Origin of the sequence: Cobetia sp. 5-25-4-2 (genome assembly GCF_013374075.1) — a bacterium.
GTDB classification, from domain to species: Bacteria; Pseudomonadota; Gammaproteobacteria; order Pseudomonadales; family Halomonadaceae; genus Cobetia; species Cobetia marina.
This window is the reverse complement of sequence record NZ_BLWK01000002.1, coordinates 191,186-207,589: the sequence shown is the minus strand read 5'-3', so window position 1 is coordinate 207,589 and position 16,404 is coordinate 191,186. Positions and strand designations below refer to the sequence as shown.

At 63.4% G+C, this 16,404-nt stretch carries 14 protein-coding genes; 10 read left to right on the top strand and 4 right to left on the bottom strand.

Annotated features, from left to right (window positions below; all coding sequences use genetic code 11):
* Positions 1–81 precede the first annotated feature (81 nt).
* Positions 82–519, bottom strand: coding sequence for a MerR family DNA-binding transcriptional regulator (locus tag HXS65_RS05760; RefSeq protein ID WP_077375619.1), 438 nt, complete (start codon positions 517–519; stop codon positions 82–84).
* Between the two features lie 355 nt (positions 520–874).
* Between HXS65_RS05760 and HXS65_RS05755 the strand changes: the two genes are divergently transcribed.
* The 7 genes from HXS65_RS05755 to HXS65_RS05725 all read left to right on the top strand — a co-directional run bounded on the left by HXS65_RS05755 (position 875) and on the right by HXS65_RS05725 (position 8,844).
* Positions 875–2,455: a CoA-acylating methylmalonate-semialdehyde dehydrogenase gene (locus HXS65_RS05755; RefSeq protein ID WP_176493432.1), complete on the top strand. Its 1,581-nt coding sequence runs from the start codon at positions 875–877 to the stop codon at positions 2,453–2,455.
* Between the two features lie 140 nt (positions 2,456–2,595).
* Positions 2,596–3,762, top strand: coding sequence for an acyl-CoA dehydrogenase family protein (locus tag HXS65_RS05750; RefSeq protein WP_176493431.1), 1,167 nt, complete (start codon positions 2,596–2,598; stop codon positions 3,760–3,762).
* Between the two features lie 53 nt (positions 3,763–3,815).
* Positions 3,816–4,634, top strand: coding sequence for an enoyl-CoA hydratase (locus HXS65_RS05745; RefSeq protein WP_176493430.1), 819 nt, complete (start codon positions 3,816–3,818; stop codon positions 4,632–4,634).
* The gene (locus HXS65_RS05740) at positions 4,631–5,815 is read left to right on the top strand and encodes an enoyl-CoA hydratase/isomerase family protein (RefSeq protein WP_077374801.1); all 1,185 of its coding nucleotides are present in this window, start codon (positions 4,631–4,633) and stop codon (positions 5,813–5,815) included. The genes HXS65_RS05745 and HXS65_RS05740 overlap by 4 nt, the downstream gene beginning before the upstream one ends.
* Before the next feature lie 85 nt (positions 5,816–5,900).
* Positions 5,901–6,815, top strand: coding sequence for a 3-hydroxyisobutyrate dehydrogenase (mmsB, locus tag HXS65_RS05735; protein ID WP_084208097.1), 915 nt, complete (start codon positions 5,901–5,903; stop codon positions 6,813–6,815).
* A 63-nt stretch (positions 6,816–6,878) separates the two neighbouring features.
* The gene (locus HXS65_RS05730) at positions 6,879–7,292 is read left to right on the top strand and encodes a rhodanese-like domain-containing protein (protein ID WP_077375616.1); all 414 of its coding nucleotides are present in this window, start codon (positions 6,879–6,881) and stop codon (positions 7,290–7,292) included.
* A gap of 166 nt (positions 7,293–7,458) precedes the next feature.
* Positions 7,459–8,844, top strand: a complete 1,386-nt coding sequence (locus HXS65_RS05725; RefSeq protein ID WP_176493429.1) for an MATE family efflux transporter — start codon at positions 7,459–7,461, stop codon at positions 8,842–8,844.
* A 111-nt stretch (positions 8,845–8,955) separates the two neighbouring features.
* Here HXS65_RS05725 and HXS65_RS05720 read toward each other — a convergent pair whose 3' ends face one another.
* On the bottom strand, positions 8,956–9,243 hold the full coding sequence (locus HXS65_RS05720) for a pyrimidine/purine nucleoside phosphorylase (protein ID WP_176493428.1): 288 nt from the start codon (positions 9,241–9,243) through the stop codon (positions 8,956–8,958).
* A 102-nt stretch (positions 9,244–9,345) separates the two neighbouring features.
* On the bottom strand, positions 9,346–10,179 hold the full coding sequence (locus HXS65_RS05715) for a pyruvate, water dikinase regulatory protein (RefSeq protein ID WP_077374789.1): 834 nt from the start codon (positions 10,177–10,179) through the stop codon (positions 9,346–9,348).
* Positions 10,180–10,573: 394 nt separating this feature from the next.
* Between HXS65_RS05715 and ppsA the strand changes: the two genes are divergently transcribed.
* Positions 10,574–12,961, top strand: coding sequence for a phosphoenolpyruvate synthase (gene ppsA, locus HXS65_RS05710; RefSeq protein ID WP_255304432.1), 2,388 nt, complete (start codon positions 10,574–10,576; stop codon positions 12,959–12,961).
* Between the two features lie 462 nt (positions 12,962–13,423).
* Positions 13,424–14,689 (top strand): dicarboxylate/amino acid:cation symporter, encoded by a 1,266-nt coding sequence (locus tag HXS65_RS05705; protein ID WP_218015057.1) that lies wholly within the window; start codon positions 13,424–13,426, stop codon positions 14,687–14,689.
* Positions 14,690–14,789: 100 nt separating this feature from the next.
* Here HXS65_RS05705 and rraA read toward each other — a convergent pair whose 3' ends face one another.
* Entirely contained in the window at positions 14,790–15,290 is a 501-nt protein-coding gene (rraA, locus tag HXS65_RS05700; protein WP_077374783.1) for a ribonuclease E activity regulator RraA, read from the bottom strand.
* 332 nt (positions 15,291–15,622) lie between these two features.
* Between rraA and HXS65_RS05695 the strand changes: the two genes are divergently transcribed.
* Entirely contained in the window at positions 15,623–16,243 is a 621-nt protein-coding gene (locus HXS65_RS05695; protein WP_077374780.1) for a porin family protein, read from the top strand.
* Positions 16,244–16,404 lie beyond the last annotated feature (161 nt).

Genomic DNA, 16,404 nt, shown 5'->3' with positions numbered 1-16,404 from the left:
GTCATGGTGCTTGTTGTCGTTATCGGTCTTGCTGTCGTGATGCTCTCAAAGGTGTTGGAAGAGGGTGACGGGTGTCGCGCATCATCCGTGTGTCGTCAGGCGGGCCAGCGCTTCCCGCGCCCGCGTCTCGACATCGTCCAGCTCGCGCTGCATGGCGGTGAGGTCGCGCAGCTGGCGCTCCAGTCCTTCACGTTTCTCGGCCAGGATGTCGAGCAGCCTCGTGAGCTGTTTCTCGCCGCCGCCATCCGCGGCATCGTAGAGATCCACCACCTCGCGAATCTCGGCCAGCGAGAATCCCAGCCGCTTGCCGCGCAGCGTCAGCTTGAGGCGCACGCGGTCCTTGTCGTGATAGATGCGCGTCTGGCCGCGTCGCTGGGGATGCAGCAGGCCTTCCTGCTCATAGAAGCGGATGGTGCGTGTGGTCACGTCGAAATGACGTGCCAGCTCGCCGATGCTCCAGGTGCGTTGGGTCGGGCGAATGGCGTCGCTGGTGCTGGTGGCACTCAGCAGGCCTTCCATGCCGACGCCATCGTCCGGACTCTCGGAGGCTGTCGGGGTCTGGGTGTCAGGCGTTGAGGTAATCATCGTATCCGTCATGGGCACTGCCGCTCCGAATGCTGTGTGCGCCGAGGAGATGGCATGCCCCTCTGCGCAGTGGATGCCAGCGGCGTCTGGCCGTGAATTTTCTACAGACTAGCATTGTTTACGTTAACGTAAAGGGTAATAGTATTTGCAGCCAACCAAGCAGATGCTAGGTTGAGTCAGATCGCAATGTCGGCTTGCCGCTTTCGGCAAGATGGCTCTGGCTGACGTCTCCGGCTCTGCTGACACGCCGTCCTTCACCCAATAACAACAGACACAGGAATGCCACGTCATGTCTTCGACTACCCTCACGTCCGCAAACGGCTCGCTTGAGTTGCTGTCACGACTGCGCGCCGTCGTCGCCGGTGACAGCGCACCACTGGTATTGCCACAGCTGATCAATGGCCAGTTTGTCGCAAGCTCCGCCGATCAGCACCTGAGCGTGACCAACCCGGCCACCAACGCTGAAGTGGCGCGTGTTCCACTGACGCCGCTCAGCGAACTGGACGAGGCGCTGGTGCATGCCGAGCAGGCCTTCCAGCGCTGGCGCAACACCCCGGTGCCGACCCGTGCCCGTCTGATGCTCAGCTATCAGCATCTGCTCAAGCAGCACCATGACGAGCTGGCCGAGATCATCTCCCATGAGCTAGGCAAGACCTTCGAGGACGCCAAGGGCGATGTCTGGCGCGGCATCGAGGTGGTCGAGCATGCCGCCAACATTCCGAGTCTGCTGATGGGCGAGACGGTGGAGAACGTCGCCACCGGCATCGACAGCTACTCCGTGACCCAGTCGCTGGGTGTCTGCCTGGGCATCACGCCGTTCAATTTCCCCGCCATGATACCGCTTTGGATGTTCCCGCTGTCCATCGCCTGCGGCAATGCCTTCGTGCTCAAGCCTTCCGAGCAGGTACCGCTGACCACGCTGCGTCTGGCGGAGCTGTTCATGGAAGCGGGAGCGCCCGAGGGCATCCTGACCGTGGTGCAGGGCGGGCGCGATCAGGTCAATCACCTGCTGACCCACGAGACACCGCGCACCGTGAGCTTCGTCGGTTCGGTACCGGTGGGGCAGCACATCTATCGTACCGCCACCGACAACCTCAAGCGCGCCCAGTGCTTCGCGGGTGCCAAGAACCACATGGTGATCATGCCGGACGCTCCGGCGGACCAGGTGGTGAATGCGCTGGTCGGGGCCAGTGTCGGTGCGGCGGGTCAGCGCTGCATGGCGATCTCGGTGGCGGTCTTCGTCGGTGATTCGAAGGCCTTGATCGCGCGGGTGCGTGATGCGCTGGCCGAGGTGCGCCCCGGTGCCTGGAATGACAAGGGCGCCAGCTACGGACCGCTGATCTCGCCGCAGGCACTGGAGCGCGTGACGGGCTGGATCGGGCAGGGCGTCGAGGAAGGGGCCGAGCTGCTGCTGGACGGTCGCGGCATCTCGGTGGCGGGCTATCCCGACGGCAACTGGCTGGGGCCGTGCCTGTTTTCCAAGGTGACGCCGGAGATGGTGCTCTATCGCGAGGAAATCTTCGGGCCGGTGCTGTGCTGCATGGAGGCGGCGGATCTGTCCGAGGCCATCGAGCTGATCAACAACAACCCCTACGGCAACGGCACCTCCATCTTCACGCGCTCCGGCGGCGCGGCACGCCGCTTCCAGAATGAGATCGCGGTGGGCCAGGTCGGCATCAATGTGCCGATTCCGGTGCCGCTGCCGTTCTTCTCCTTCACCGGCTGGCGCGGCAGCTTCTTCGGCGATCTGCATGCCTATGGCAAGCAGGCGGTGCGCTTCTATACCGAGACCAAGACGGTGACGGCGCGCTGGTTCGATGATGCGCCGGCCGAGGGCAATCAGCCCAACTTCTCTATTCAGATGCGCTGATGGCTCTCTTCACAAGACCGCTGATGGCTCTCTTCACAAGACCGCTGATGGCTCTTCAGATGCGCTGAGGGCTCTTCACAGGCTCGCCGAGGACTCGGCGGGCCTGGAGATAAAGAACAAGGACAACAGGAGGCAGCTGCATGAACTTTTCGCTGACCGATGACCAGCGTGCCCTGCAGGAGGGCGCGCGTGCCTTCGCGGATGCCGAGCTTGCCCCGCATGCCGCCGAGTGGGACGCCACGGCCCATTTCCCTATCGAGACGCTGAAGAAGGCAGGCGAGGCTGGCTTCATGGGGCTCTATGTCCCCGAGGAGCATGGCGGTCTTGGCCTGCCGCGTCTGGACAGCTCCATCATTCTCGAGCAGCTGGCCACCGGCTGCATCTCGACCACCGCCTACATCACCATCCACAACATGGTCGGCTGGATGATCGCGAGCTTCGCCAGTGACGAGTGCCGCGAGCAGTGGGTGCCGGCGATGGTGGCGGGTGACAAGCTCGGCTCCTACTGCCTGACCGAGCCGGGCAGCGGCAGTGACGCCGCCAGCCTGCGCACCCGCGCCGAGCGTGACGGCGATGATTACTACCTGAGTGGCTCCAAGATGTTCATCTCCGGTGCCGGGGCGACGGACGTGCTGGTGGTGATGGCGCGCACCGGCGAGCCGGACAGCGGCGCGGCGGGTATCTCGGCCTTCGTGGTGCCAGCGGATGCCGACGGCATCAGCTACGGCAAGAAGGAAGACAAGATGGGCTGGAACAGCCAGCCGACCCGGCTGGTGAGCTTCGATCGCGTGCGGGTCCCGGCGGCCAATCGTCTGGGCGAGGAGGGCGAGGGCTTCCGTTTCGCGATGAAGGCGCTGGATGGCGGGCGCATCAACATCGCCACCTGCTCGCTGGGCGCGGCCCAGAAGGCGCTGGAGCTGTCGCGGGATTATCTCGGCGAGCGCAAGCAGTTCGGGCGCGAGCTGGCGCAGTTCCAGGCCCTGCAGTTCAAGCTGGCCGACATGGCCACCGAACTGACCGCCGCACGCACCCTGGTGCGACTGGCGGCCTTCAAGCTCGATGAGGGTGACGGCGAGGCCAGCGCCCACTGTGCGATGGCCAAGCGCTTTGCCACCGACATGGGCTTCGAGGTCTGCAATCAGGCACTCCAGCTGCATGGCGGCTACGGTTATATCCGCGAGTACCCGTTGGAGCGGCTGGTGCGTGACACCCGTGTGCACCAGATTCTGGAAGGCACCAACGAGATCATGCGTCTGATCATCGCGCGCCGTCTTCTGACGCCGGGCATGATCGAGTCGCTGGCGTAACGGCGCCTCCACTTCAATTCGTCAGTGGTTACCATCTTTCAGGGAGTTACGTGATGTCATCCAATCAAGGGCCATGCCTCGTTCTCGAGAAGGATCGTCATATCGCCCGTGTCACCATCAGCAATCCGCCGGCCAACACCTGGACGGAGGCGTCCTTGATCGAGCTGGAGCAGTTGCTCGATGAGCTGGAGGGCGATGGCAGCGTCAGTGCGGTGGTGATTACCGGTGAGGGCGACAGGTTCTTCTCCGCCGGCGCCGATCTGAAGACCTTCGCCGACGGTGACAAGGGCGTGGCCGCCACCATGGCGCGCCGCTTCGGGCTGGCCTTCGAGCGGCTGGCCAACTTCCCCGGCGTGACGATCGCCGCCGTCAACGGCTACGCGATGGGCGGCGGGCTTGAATGCGCGCTGGCCTGCGATATCCGTATCGTCGAGCGTCAGGCGAAACTGGCGCTGCCGGAGGCCAAGGTCGGTCTGCTGCCGTGCGCGGGCGGCACCCAGCACCTGCCGTGGCTGGTCGGCGAAGGCTGGGCCAAGCGCATGATCCTGTGTGGTGAGCAGGTGGATGCCGAGACCGCCGGTCGCATCGGGCTGGCCGAAGAGGTGGTCGAGACCGGCCAGAGCCTCGAGCGCGCGCTGGCGATGGCCGAGAGCGTCGCCAACCAGAGCCCGAGTGCGGTGGCGCGCTGCAAGGCGTTGATCATGTCCTCACGCCATCGCGGCATGAGCGATGGCCTGCGCATGGAACGCGAGCTGTTCGTCGAGCTGTTCGATGATCCCAACCAGAAGGAGGGCGTGAGTGCCTTCCTGGAGAAGCGTGCACCGCAGTGGGTCTCGCATCAGAAAGAGGTGAAGGGAGGAGGGCGCTCATGAGCCAGATAGAAGGTGTCACTGCCAAGGCCGCGACCGATGTCGAGGCGCCCGTGGTGTTCGAGACGCGTCGCGCCCGCGACGGCAAGCAGCTGGGTATCATGCGCCTGAATGCGCCGCGCTCGCTGAATGCGCTGTCGCTGGCCATGATCGAGCGCATCGAGGCCCAGCTGGATGCCTGGGAGCTGGACAGCAGCATCGCCATGGTGTGGCTGGAAGGCGCCGGCGAGCGTGCGTTGTGTGCCGGTGGCGATATCGTGGCGCTCTATCAGGCGATGACCACGGCGCCTGCCAGCGAAGGCGCAGACCCTCTTGAAGCGCTGGAGGATTTCTTCGCCACCCGCTACTTCACCGCGGAATACCGGCTCGATCACCGGCTGCATACCTTCCCCAAGCCGCTGCTGGTGTGGGGCGGCGGCATCGTGATGGGCGGCGGCATGGGGCTGTTCGCCGGCGGTTGCGAGCGCGTGGTCACCGAAAGCTCACGGCTGGCGATGCCGGAGGTCAGCATCGGCCTGTACCCGGATGTCGGGGCCAGCTGGCTGCTCAATCGCCTGCCGCGTGGCATCGGCGAGTATCTGGGAGTGACCGGCGCGCAGCTGAATGCCCGCGATGCGCTGGATCTCGGGCTTGCCACACGCCTGATTCCCGACGCGCAGCGCGAGGCGCTCAAGCAGGCGCTGTGCGAGGGGGAATTCGGGCGTCATCCGTCGCGTCATCTGAGCCAGGTGCTGAGCGAGTTCGAGCGCCGTGAGCTGGCGCCGCCGGGACAGGTCATGCCGCTCTTTGATCATCTTCAGCAGCTGGTCGCCGGGCGCGAAGTGCTGAAGGCCTGTCAGCGGATCCTCGATGATCCCCAGGCGCGCAGTGACTGCAATGCATGGCTGAACGCCAATCGCGAGCGTCTGGAAGCCGGCTGCCCCAGTTCCCCGCATCTGGTATTTCGCATGCTGGCACGCCATCGCCACTCCTCGCTGGCGGAAGCCTTCCGCGACGAGCTGACCCTGTCGGTGCGCTGCTGCATGGGCACCGAGCTTGCTGAAGGAGTACGCGCCCTGCTGATCGACAAGGACAGACAGCCGCAGTGGGCCTATGCCTCGATCGCGCAGGTCTCCGAGGAATACATCGACGGCTTCTTCGCGCCGCTGTGGGAAGAGGACGAGCATCCGCTGATGGATCTGTAAGCGCGCTGTTCAGCACGGGCGGCAGGTGCGGACATGCCGCCGGACGCCAATGACAACAAGAACCTGTTCACGAGGAAACATTGCCATGACATCCATCGGTTTCATCGGGCTCGGCAACATGGGCGGCCCCATGGCCCTCAATCTGGTCAAGGCCGGCCATGAGGTGAAGGTCTTCGATCTGGTCGAGTCGGCCATGAGCCAGCTGGTCGAGGCGGGTGCCTCACGCGCCGAGTCGCCACGCCAGGCGACAGAGGGCGTTGACGTCGTCATCAGCATGCTGCCGGCGGGGCAGCACGTGCGAAAGCTCTATCTGGGTGACAAGGAAGACGGCGAGGGAGGCCTCTTGGCAACACTCGACGCTTCGGTACTGGTGATCGACGCCTCGACCATCGCGCCGGATGATGCACGTCTGGTCGCTCGCCATGCCGCCGAGCGTGGCATCACCTTCATGGACGCCCCGGTGTCGGGCGGGGTCGGTGGCGCACGTGCCGGCACCCTGAGCTTCATCGTCGGTGGTGAGGCCGACGGCTACGCGCGTGCCGTGCCGCTGCTGGAAGTGATGGGCAAGAATCTGTTCCATGCCGGCCCGGCCGGCAGCGGTCAGGTCGCCAAGATCTGCAACAACATGCTGCTGGGCATCCTGATGAGCGGCACCGCCGAGGCGCTGGCGCTGGGGGTCAAGAACGGACTGGACCCGGCCGTGCTCTCGGAGGTGATGAAGCAGTCCTCCGGCGGCAACTGGGCGCTCAACGTCTACAACCCCTGGCCCGGGGTGATGGAGGCGGCACCTGCATCCAACGACTATCAGGGCGGCTTCCTGGTGGACCTGATGGCCAAGGATCTCGGCCTTGCCTGGGAAATGGCGCTGGGCTCGAAATCGGCAGTGCCAATGGGCTCCCAGGCGCGTAACCTGTTCGCCCAGCATGCCGCCCAGGGTGCGGGACGTCTCGATTTCTCGAGCATCCAGCGTTTCTATCGTTGCGGCGAGGCGGATGTGTGAGGTGTCACGCAGGCGGTGAGTGGCATGCATCATCAGGACGATATCATCTGCAAGGAGGACCCCATGATTCGACCGGTCAGTGAGCTGGTGGCAGCGGCCGAGAAGGAGATCGACACCCTGTCGCCTGAGGCGCTGCGTCAGGCGCTGGAGGAGTCTCGCGCAGGCGGTACGCCCCTGATCCTGGTGGATATCCGCGATGTGCGTGAGCTGGAGCGGGAAGGCCGCATTCCCGGGGCCATCCATGCGCCACGCGGCATGCTGGAGTTCTGGGTCGATCCGGCCTCGCCCTATCACCGTGCCGATTTCGCCCGTGAGGGACGTTATGTGCTGTTCTGCGCCGGCGGACTGCGCTCGGCGCTGGCCACCAAGTCGCTCAAGGACATGGGATTCGGGCCGGTCGCCCATCTCGGGGGCGGCTTCGCGGCCTGGCGTGAGTCGGGAGGCGAAGTCATCTCGCCCTTCATGCAGGGCAACTAGTCCGGCTTGCAGCCCCTGATCCGCAAGGGAACTGCTCTCGCCGCGCGGATGTCTTACACTGTGCCCGTCCTGCACGACGGATTGCACGACAGATCGTACGATCGATAGCCCCCGATGGCCCCGCAGGCAGCTCGCCTGACGGGGCCGTTTACTGTCCGGAGCCTGCATGCCTGAGCCTGCCAACCCCACGTCCTCTTCCTCTGCCAGAAACCCGTCCCCGCGTGGTCGGCGTGATCTGCTGCGTGATCCGATCGCCTCGACGCTTGCCCGCATGACGGGGCCGGTGATCGGCGGCATCGTCACCATGATGCTGTTCAACCTGGTGGATGCCTGGTTCATCGCCCAGCTGGGCACCGCGGAGCTGGCGGCGGTCACCTTCACCTTTCCGGTGACCTTTGCCGTCATCAGCATCGCCATCGGTCTGTCCATCGGCACCACCGCCGTGGTGGGGCGCAGGCTCGGGCGTGGCGAGTTCGAGACGGTCAAGGCGCGGGCCACGGATGCCAGTCTGCTGGGGTTGCTGCTGGGCGTCGTGATGATCGTGGCGGGGCTTGTCAGCATCGGGCCGCTGTTCGGGTTGCTGGGGGCCGATGACACCCTGATGCCGCACATCCAGGACTACATGCAGGTATGGTACTTCGGGGCACCCTTCGTGTTGCTGCCACGCGTGCTGGGCAGCGTGCTACGCGCCGAGGGCAATACCCTGGTGCCCTCGCTGGTGATGGCGGCGGCAGGGGGACTCAATGCGCTGCTCGACCCGCTGCTGATCTTCGGCATCGGAGATTGGCAGGGCATGGGCGTGGCGGGGGCGGCGCTGGCCACGGTGCTGTCGTGGCTGGCGATGACGCTGGGCTTGCTGGCATTGCCATTGCTGCGCGCGCGGCTGGATCTGCATCAGCTGTCGCTGACACGTCTGATCACCTCATGGCGAGAAGTGGGGGCCATCGGCTTGCCTGCGGCCATGACCAGCGTGATGACGCCGATCGCCACGGCGCTGGTCACGCGGATCGTCAGTCAGCATGGTCATGCCGCCGTCGCGGCCTATGGCATCGGTTCACGCATCGAGTCACTGGCACTGATTCTGGTGCTGGCACTCTCGATGACGCTGTCACCCTTCATCAGCCAGAACGATGGTGCCGGGCAGCACCGGCGGGTATGGCGAGCCATCCACGGCATACTCGGCTTCATTCTCGTCTGGCAGCTGGCGGTCTGGCTGGGGCTGGGGCTTGGCGGTGAGTGGATCGCGGCGCGCTTTGCCGAAAGCCCGGAAGTCGCGCAGCTGGTGGTCACCTACCTGTGGCTGATTCCCGCCGCACTCGGCGCCCAGGGCGTGATCATCCTCGCCAATTCCAGCCTCAATGCGCTGCACGAGCCACGCCGGGCGATGACACTCTCGCTGGTGCGACTGTTCGCTCTGCTGGTGCCATTGGCCTGGCTGGGGGGGACGCTTCACGGTGTGGTCGGTATCTTTGCCGGGGTGGCGACAAGCTATCTGCTGATGGGCGGTATCAGTTATCTGACGCTGCGCTCCGTGCTCAGGCGACGCGCCTGAGCCTGGTATCGAGAGGCAGTCGTCGTGACGAAAGAAGCCGCCGTGCTTGAGGGCACGGCGGCTTCTTCATGTCTGGCTTTCAGTGCCTCAGGCGGCTGTTTTCCCAGTGCCTTAAGCGTCTTCGTACTTGCACAGATAGGCGGACTCGACCGTGGTGCGCACCTCGAAGCTCTGGTTGGCTTCGACGATGAAGCTTTCCCCGTCTGCCAGTTGATACCACTCTTCCGCGCCCGGCAGCAGTACCTGCATGTCGCCGCTGATCAGGGTCATGTATTCGCGTTGGCTGGTGGCGAACACGAATTCGCCGATGGCCATCACGCCGACCGTGGCAGGCAGATCTGCGCTCTGGAAGGCGATGGAGGCCACCTGGCCGTCGAAGTAGTGGTTGGTGTGGAACATGGGAGGATTTCCTGGGTGAGTAGCGCTGTTGTTGTGATCGATGTCTGTAGTTGTGGTCGACGTGTGTTGTTGTGTTCGACTTGTGATGATCTGGCGTCGGGGTCAGCGCGGTGAGAAGCGGCGTGCCAGGCCGGTCTCGGCGATCATGCGCGTCGAGATCTCTTCGATCGAGAAGCGCGTGGTATCGATGTAGGGCACCTTGGAGCGGCGGAACAGCGCCTCGGTCTGCTCGACTTCCTGCAGACACTGGTCGATCGAGCAGTAGCGACTGTTGGGGCGACGCTCGGTACGGATGGCAGCCAGGCGGCGCGGGTCGATGGTCAGTCCGAACAGCTTGTGGCGATATTGCGCCAGTGACGCCGGCATCTTGAGGGTGCCGGATTCGTCGAGATCATCCTCGGTCAGCGGGTAGTTGGCCGCGCGGATGCCGAACTGCAAGGCCAGATACAGCGAGGTCGGGGTCTTGCCGCAGCGTGAGACGCCGATGAGGATGACGTCGGCCTTGTCGTACTGGTGGGTGCGCGCTCCATCATCGTTGTCGAGGGCAAAATGCACCGAATCGATGCGGTTCATGTAGACATCATCCTGACCGATGGAGTGGGTCTTGCCGACGCTGTAGGACGAGTGGGTATCCAGCTCCTCTTCCAGTGGCTTGAGGAAGGTGGAGAAGATGTCGACCTTGAAACCGGAGGATTCCGAGATGATGTCACGGATGTCCTGATCGACGATGGTGTCGATGATGATGGGGCGCTCACCGTCCGTGGCGTGGGCGCTCTCGATGGCCTTGACCAGCGCCGTGGCCTTCTCCGAGGAGTCGATGTAGGGCTTGGTCACCATGCGGATGTCGGTGTTCTCGAACTGGGCCAGCAGACTGCGTCCCAGTGTCTCGGCGGTGATACCGGTTCCATCGGAAATGAAGAAGGCGGTTCGGGTCATGACGGGCACTCGTGAAGAACGAATCGAAGACACAACCCGGCGCAGGGTGTCGTCTCGTGAAGTCCCAAGTGTCGGCGTTCACTGTCGTGCTTGCAATATCCGGCGGATGGCCAGTGGCGCGATATGGGAAATCTCGTGTTCCCGTTCTCCGGCAAAGCGGCCCATGACTACATTCCTGTAGCAGCCGTTTCTGGCTTGTCGACATGTTCGGCGACGATGGCGACAGAACGCCTGAAACAGTCTCAGGGTTGTAGTCCTCCTCCACTGACTAGCCGGTTAGACCAATGGCTAATACTAGAGAGAGCTTGTTAGGGTGGCGTCATTGCTGAACGGAAGGCGGTTCAACGTCCTCCATCGGTCATTCGTTTCCATCCATTGGTACCAGGGGGTTCCCTTGTCACAGCAAGCCACATCCGAATACGTCGTCGATTTCGATCAGCTCGGCATGAACGATGTTGATCGCGTTGGCGGCAAGAACGCCTCGCTCGGTGAGATGATCTCCAATCTGGCCGATGCCGGTGTCACCGTGCCCGGCGGCTTTGCGACTACCTCCTTTGCCTATCGCGAGTTCCTGGCTCACGAAGGCCTCGACAAGCGTATCAATGCCGCCCTCGATGCTCTCGATGTGGATGACGTGGTCGAACTGGCGCGCGTCGGTGCCGAGATTCGTCAGTGGATCATCGATACGCCGCTGCCGCCGGCCTTCGAGGCCGAGATGGAACGTGCCTATGCCGAGCTGCAGGCCAGACACCCGAATTTGAAGGTCGCCGTGCGCTCCTCCGCCACCGCGGAAGACCTGCCGGACGCCTCCTTCGCCGGTCAGCAGGAAACCTTCCTCAACATCGAAGGCTTCGACAACATCAAGCGTGCGGTGCACGAGGTGTTCGCGTCACTGTTCAACGACCGCGCCATCTCCTACCGCGTGCACAAGGGCTTTGATCACTCGCTGGTCGCGCTGTCTGCCGGCGTGCAGAAGATGGTGCGCTCCGAGACGGCCGCTTCCGGCGTGATGTTCACGCTGGATACCGAATCCGGCTACCGCGACGCCGTCTTCGTCACCGGCTCCTGGGGCCTGGGCGAGACCGTGGTACAGGGCGCGGTCAACCCTGACGAGTTCTACGTCCACAAGACCACGCTGGCCGCCGGCCGCCCGGCGGTACTGCGCCGCAACCTGGGCTCCAAGCTGATCAAGATGGTCTACACCGACGACACCAGCGCCGGGCGTTCCGTGGCGACCGTCGACGTGCCGGTGCCGGAGCGTCATCGCTTCTGCATCAGCGACGCCGATGTCGAGGCACTGGCGCGCCAGGCCATGATCATCGAGAAGCACTACCAGCGTCCGATGGACATCGAATGGGCGCGTGACGGCGATGACGGCAAGCTCTACATCGTCCAGGCGCGTCCGGAAACGGTCGTCAGCCAGGAAGAGGGCGGCAACCTCGAGCGCTTCCAGCTGCGCGAGAAGGGCCGCACCCTGGTGACGGGGCGTGCCATCGGCCAGCGTATCGGCCAGGGCGCGGTGCGCGTGATCGACAATCCCGAGCAGATGGACAAGGTGCAGGTCGGCGACGTGCTGGTCACCGACATGACCGACCCGGACTGGGAGCCGGTCATGAAGCGCGCTTCCGCCATCGTCACCAACCGTGGCGGCCGTACCTGCCACGCGGCGATCATCGCGCGTGAGCTGGGCATTCCGGCCGTCGTCGGCTGTGGCGATGCCACCTCGGTGCTCGCCGAAGGCCGCGAAGTGACGGTCTCCTGCGCCGAAGGCGATACCGGTCATGTCTATGACGGTATCCTCAACTTCGACCGCACCGTCACCAGCGTCAACGAGATGCCGGAGATTCCGTTCAAGATCATGATGAACGTCGGCAACCCGGACCGCGCCTTCAGCTTCTCGCGTCTGCCGAATGCCGGTGTGGGCCTGGCGCGCCTCGAGTTCATCATCAACCGCATGATCGGCGTGCACCCCAAGGCGCTGCTCGACTACGCCACCCTGCCCATCGATCTGCAGCAGACCATCGATGCGCGCACCGCCGGCTACGCAAGCCCGGTCGACTTCTACGTCGACAAGCTGGTCGAGGGTATCTCCACCCTGGCAGCCGCCTTCCATCCGCAGAAGGTCATCGTGCGCATGTCGGACTTCAAGTCCAACGAGTACGAGAACCTGATCGGCGGCAAGATGTACGAGCCGGGCGAAGAGAATCCGATGCTGGGCTTCCGTGGCGCCTCGCGCTACGTGTCCGACACCTTCCGCGACTGCTTCGATCTCGAATGCCGTGCCCTCAAGCGCGTGCGTGACGAGATGGGGCTGACCAACGTCGAGATCATGGTGCCCTTCGTGCGCACCACCGGCGAGGCGGAGCAGGTCATCAAGCTGCTGGGCGAGAATGGTCTGGTACGTGGCGAGAACGGCCTGCGCGTCATCATGATGTGCGAGCTGCCGACCAACGCGCTGCTGGCGGATCAGTTCCTCGAGCACTTCGATGGCTTCTCCATCGGGTCCAACGACCTGACCCAGCTGACCCTGGGGCTGGATCGCGACTCCGGCATCGTCGCTCACCTGTTTGATGAGCGTAACCCGGCGGTCAAGCAGCTGATGTCGATGGCGATCCGTGCCTGCAAGGCGCAGGGCAAGTACGTCGGCATCTGTGGTCAGGGCCCGTCGGACCATCCGGAGCTGGCCAAGTGGCTGATGGAAGAGGGCATCGACAGCGTCTCCCTCAACCCGGATTCCGTGCTGGAAACCTGGTTCATGCTGGCGGACAAGGAACTGGCCTGATCCCGCTCGCGAGCGGATGTGATGCCCAGCCTCGGTATCTGATCCCGTGAGAGGCCCTAGGCTGGCGTACTACCAGATGCTGGCGCCAGTCGCCGGCTGATCAAGCGCCCACTGCACATCATGTGCGGTGGGCGCTTTTCATTTTCTCGCCCGAAAACTGAATGGATGGTCAGCTCGCGACACTAGACCAATGGTGTAGAAACCGGCAGAAGCATGTCAGTTCGTAACAAATAGCAACAAAATGATCTCGAATCCGCGACTAAATGATGATCATCCTGCCTCGTGTGGAAAAGGCAGTCATTTATAATCCCAGCCACCCCGCTGACCACAATATCCATGGTGGCTATGAATCCATGGTAGCTATGAATCTATGGTGACCATGACGGCAGGCCTCACCGGTAGCCAGCAATGCGGTGGCACGCAACAACCGACCTTTCAGACACAATCCAAGGTAGTCGTAACGTGAAACAGTCTTTATGGAAGAACATCGGCGTCCAGGTAGTCATCGCCATGATACTGGGCGCTGGTGTAGGCGCTTACATGGGCGAGAGCGCCGCGATGTTCGCGCCACTCGGTGAGCTCTTCATTCACCTGATCAAGATGCTGGTGGTACCGCTGATCGCGGTCTCCATCGTGTCGGGAGCCGCCAATCTGGGCGATAGCCCTTCTGCCGGCAAGATCGGTCTCTCCACCTTTGCCTTCTTCATGCTCACCTCAGCCGTGGCGGTGATGCTGGCGCTGGTGATGGGGCATGTGTTCCAGCCGGGCAGTGGGGTGGATCTGGAAAGCGCCAAGGGCATGTTCTCCAACGCCTACGCCGACAAGGGCAGCGTGCCGGGCGTGATGGATACCATTCTGGGCATGGTGCCGACCAATATCTTCGGCGCACTCACCGATGCCAACATCCTGCAGATTCTGGTGTTCTGCCTGTTTCTCGGCATTGGCCTGTCCAAGACCGGCGAGCGTGGCAAGCCGCTGATCGAAGGCCTGAATACCGTCATCGAGGCCTTCGTGTGGATGATCAATGTGGTGATGCTGATCGCGCCGATCGGCGTCTTCGGTCTGATGGCGGATGCCGTCGGCACCTTCGGCTTCGATGTGCTGACCCTGGTGATGAAGCTGTTCCTCGTCTACATGGGCGCCATCCTCATCTATGGCTTCGTGTTCTACCCGCTGGTGGTCAAGTTCGGCTCTGACGTGCCGCTGGGTCGCTTCCTGTCGGTGATGAAGAAGCCGCAGGCCGTCGCGCTGTCCACGGCGTCCTCCATGGCGACCCTGCCGGTCAACATGGAAGTCTGCGAGAAGGAGCTGGGCCTGAAGAACGCCACGACGGCCTTCGTGCTGCCGCTGGGCGCGACCATCAACATGAGCGGCAACGCCATCTATTACGGGCTGGTGGCGATGTTCTTCGCCCAGGTCTTCAACGTCGATCTCGGCTTCTCCGCCTACGCCGCCATCGTGTTCACCGCAACCCTGGGTGCCATCGGTCAGGCTGGCGTGCCGGGGCCGTCGTTCCTGGTGGTTGCCGTGCTGCTGGCGGCCGGCATTCCCATCGAGGGCCTGCCGCTGCTGTTCGCGCTGGATCGTATCTTCGACATGACGCGTACCGCGCTCAACATCACCGGTGACGCGGCCTGCGCCGCCGTGGTGGATCGCTTTGCGCGTGCCGATGATGCGGTCGCCGAGCGCCACGACACCGCATCAGGTGAGCCGGTCAGCGTGCGCTGAGACAGACACGACTGACAGGAAAACGCCCCCGCAGCCAGAATGGTTGCGGGGGCGTTTTCATTGGGGGGCTTGAACGGTTCGACCGGTGGGCGGGAACCGGTCAGGGCGTCGGCTGGGTGCGAATCAGGGCTTCCTTCGAGGTGACGATGCCGTTGTTGTCGGCGTAGAGGAAGTCGCCCGGCACGATGGTGACACCGGCAAAGGTGACCGGGATATCGCGCTGGCCTTCGCCACGCTTGATGCTGGGACGCGGATAGCAGCCGAGTGCCTGCACGCCGAGCTGGGTGGCGTGGATCTCGTCGACATCACGGATGCAGCCATACATGATCACGCCGGCCCAACCGCTCTTGGCGGCCTGCTCGGCGAGCATGTCGCCCAGCATGGCGCAGCGCATCGAGCCACCGGCATCGACGACCAGCACGCGCCCTGCACCGGGTTCCGCGACTGCCGCCTTGACCAGCGAGTTGTCCTCGAAGCACTTGATGGTCACGACTTCGCCACCAAAGGACTCGACGCCGCCGTAGTTGATGAACAGGGGCTCGAGGACTTGCACATCAGGGAACTCATCGCAGAGATCGGGGGTGGAGATGGAGTGCGTCATGTCGGATTCCTTGTGCTGGGCGGCCCGGTGAGGGTCGCTTGGGGACGGAGCGCTGGCGATTGCTGCAATGCCACAACGTCGAGAATGCCCGATACGCCAAGGCTTTGCACCTGTGCGAAGGGCTAAGCGGGCCTCGGGCGCGTGCAAGCGAGGGACGGGAGGGTCACGAGGGCATGTTGCTGACTGGCGACGTGGGAAGTAGTGAAAACGCCACTCTTGAAACACCGTTCGATATCTACCACGATGCTCCTGCACCCATGGCAGGCGACGTTGAACCAGACTGCCTCTGGCAGGCATCCGCCTGTGCCGCCCATTGGATCAAGGAGCAACACATGAGCAAGTCACGTCTTCTGGCCGCCCCGTTGGCCACCGTTTCCTTCGCCGCTCTCGCTCTGGCGCTCAGTGGTCACGCCCAGGCGGCAGGCAATGCCACCGAAGGGCTCTATATCGGTGCCGGTACCGGTTTTTCCAGCCTGAAGAACGATGATTCCGATGAGGCCGGCGATTTCATCGACTCCGGCAGCGATGACTTCGACGTGGATGATGACGACAACGTCTACAAGGCCTTCGTGGGCTATCAGTACAACCCGTACTTCGCCACCGAAGCCTTCTATACGGACCTCGGGACCGTTCAGCTCAAGGGCAATGACTTCGGCAATACCGATCTCAAGTCCAAGGCCTACGGCGTCAACGTGGTGGGTATCCTGCCGATCGGCCAGTACTTCTCGCTGTTCGCCAAGGCGGGCATGGCCAAGTGGGAAACCGATGTCGACGGCAATCTGGGCGATTCCAGTGTCGACCTGAAGGACAATGACGGCTTCGACCCGGTCTATGGTGCCGGTGCCCAGGTCAATCTCGATCCGTTCCTGATCCGTGCCGAATACGAGCGTTATGACTTCGACAGCGACTATCAGGTAGATGCCTTCACGGCCTCTGTCGGTTACAAGTTCTAGGCCGAGCAGATCGTCAGGCCGTCTCAGGCGGCGGGCGAAACGCCAGGCATGAAAAAACGGGCCGTCCCTGATGGGGCGGCCCGTTTCGTTGTCTCGCTGGCAGCTCTGGCGTGACCAGTGACGGCTGCTGTCCAGAGAGGCGCCGGACATTGGAGCCCGGC

What these genes read in the sequence shown, in the direction of transcription:
- mmsB (WP_084208097.1), top strand. Translation starts at nt 5,901, where the DNA reads ATGACATCCATCGGTTTCATCGGGCTCGGCAACATGGGCGGCCCCATG.
- rraA (WP_077374783.1), bottom strand. Translation starts at nt 15,290, where the DNA reads ATGACGCACTCCATCTCCACCCCCGATCTCTGCGATGAGTTCCCTGAT.
- HXS65_RS05715 (WP_077374789.1), bottom strand. Translation starts at nt 10,179, where the DNA reads ATGACCCGAACCGCCTTCTTCATTTCCGATGGAACCGGTATCACCGCC.
- HXS65_RS05730 (WP_077375616.1), top strand. Translation starts at nt 6,879, where the DNA reads ATGATTCGACCGGTCAGTGAGCTGGTGGCAGCGGCCGAGAAGGAGATC.
- HXS65_RS05760 (WP_077375619.1), bottom strand. Translation starts at nt 519, where the DNA reads ATGGAAGGCCTGCTGAGTGCCACCAGCACCAGCGACGCCATTCGCCCG.
- HXS65_RS05720 (WP_176493428.1), bottom strand. Translation starts at nt 9,243, where the DNA reads ATGTTCCACACCAACCACTACTTCGACGGCCAGGTGGCCTCCATCGCC.
- HXS65_RS05740 (WP_077374801.1), top strand. Translation starts at nt 4,631, where the DNA reads ATGAGCCAGATAGAAGGTGTCACTGCCAAGGCCGCGACCGATGTCGAG.
- HXS65_RS05755 (WP_176493432.1), top strand. Translation starts at nt 875, where the DNA reads ATGTCTTCGACTACCCTCACGTCCGCAAACGGCTCGCTTGAGTTGCTG.
- HXS65_RS05745 (WP_176493430.1), top strand. Translation starts at nt 3,816, where the DNA reads ATGTCATCCAATCAAGGGCCATGCCTCGTTCTCGAGAAGGATCGTCAT.
- HXS65_RS05750 (WP_176493431.1), top strand. Translation starts at nt 2,596, where the DNA reads ATGAACTTTTCGCTGACCGATGACCAGCGTGCCCTGCAGGAGGGCGCG.
- HXS65_RS05695 (WP_077374780.1), top strand. Translation starts at nt 15,623, where the DNA reads ATGAGCAAGTCACGTCTTCTGGCCGCCCCGTTGGCCACCGTTTCCTTC.
- HXS65_RS05725 (WP_176493429.1), top strand. Translation starts at nt 7,459, where the DNA reads ATGCCTGAGCCTGCCAACCCCACGTCCTCTTCCTCTGCCAGAAACCCG.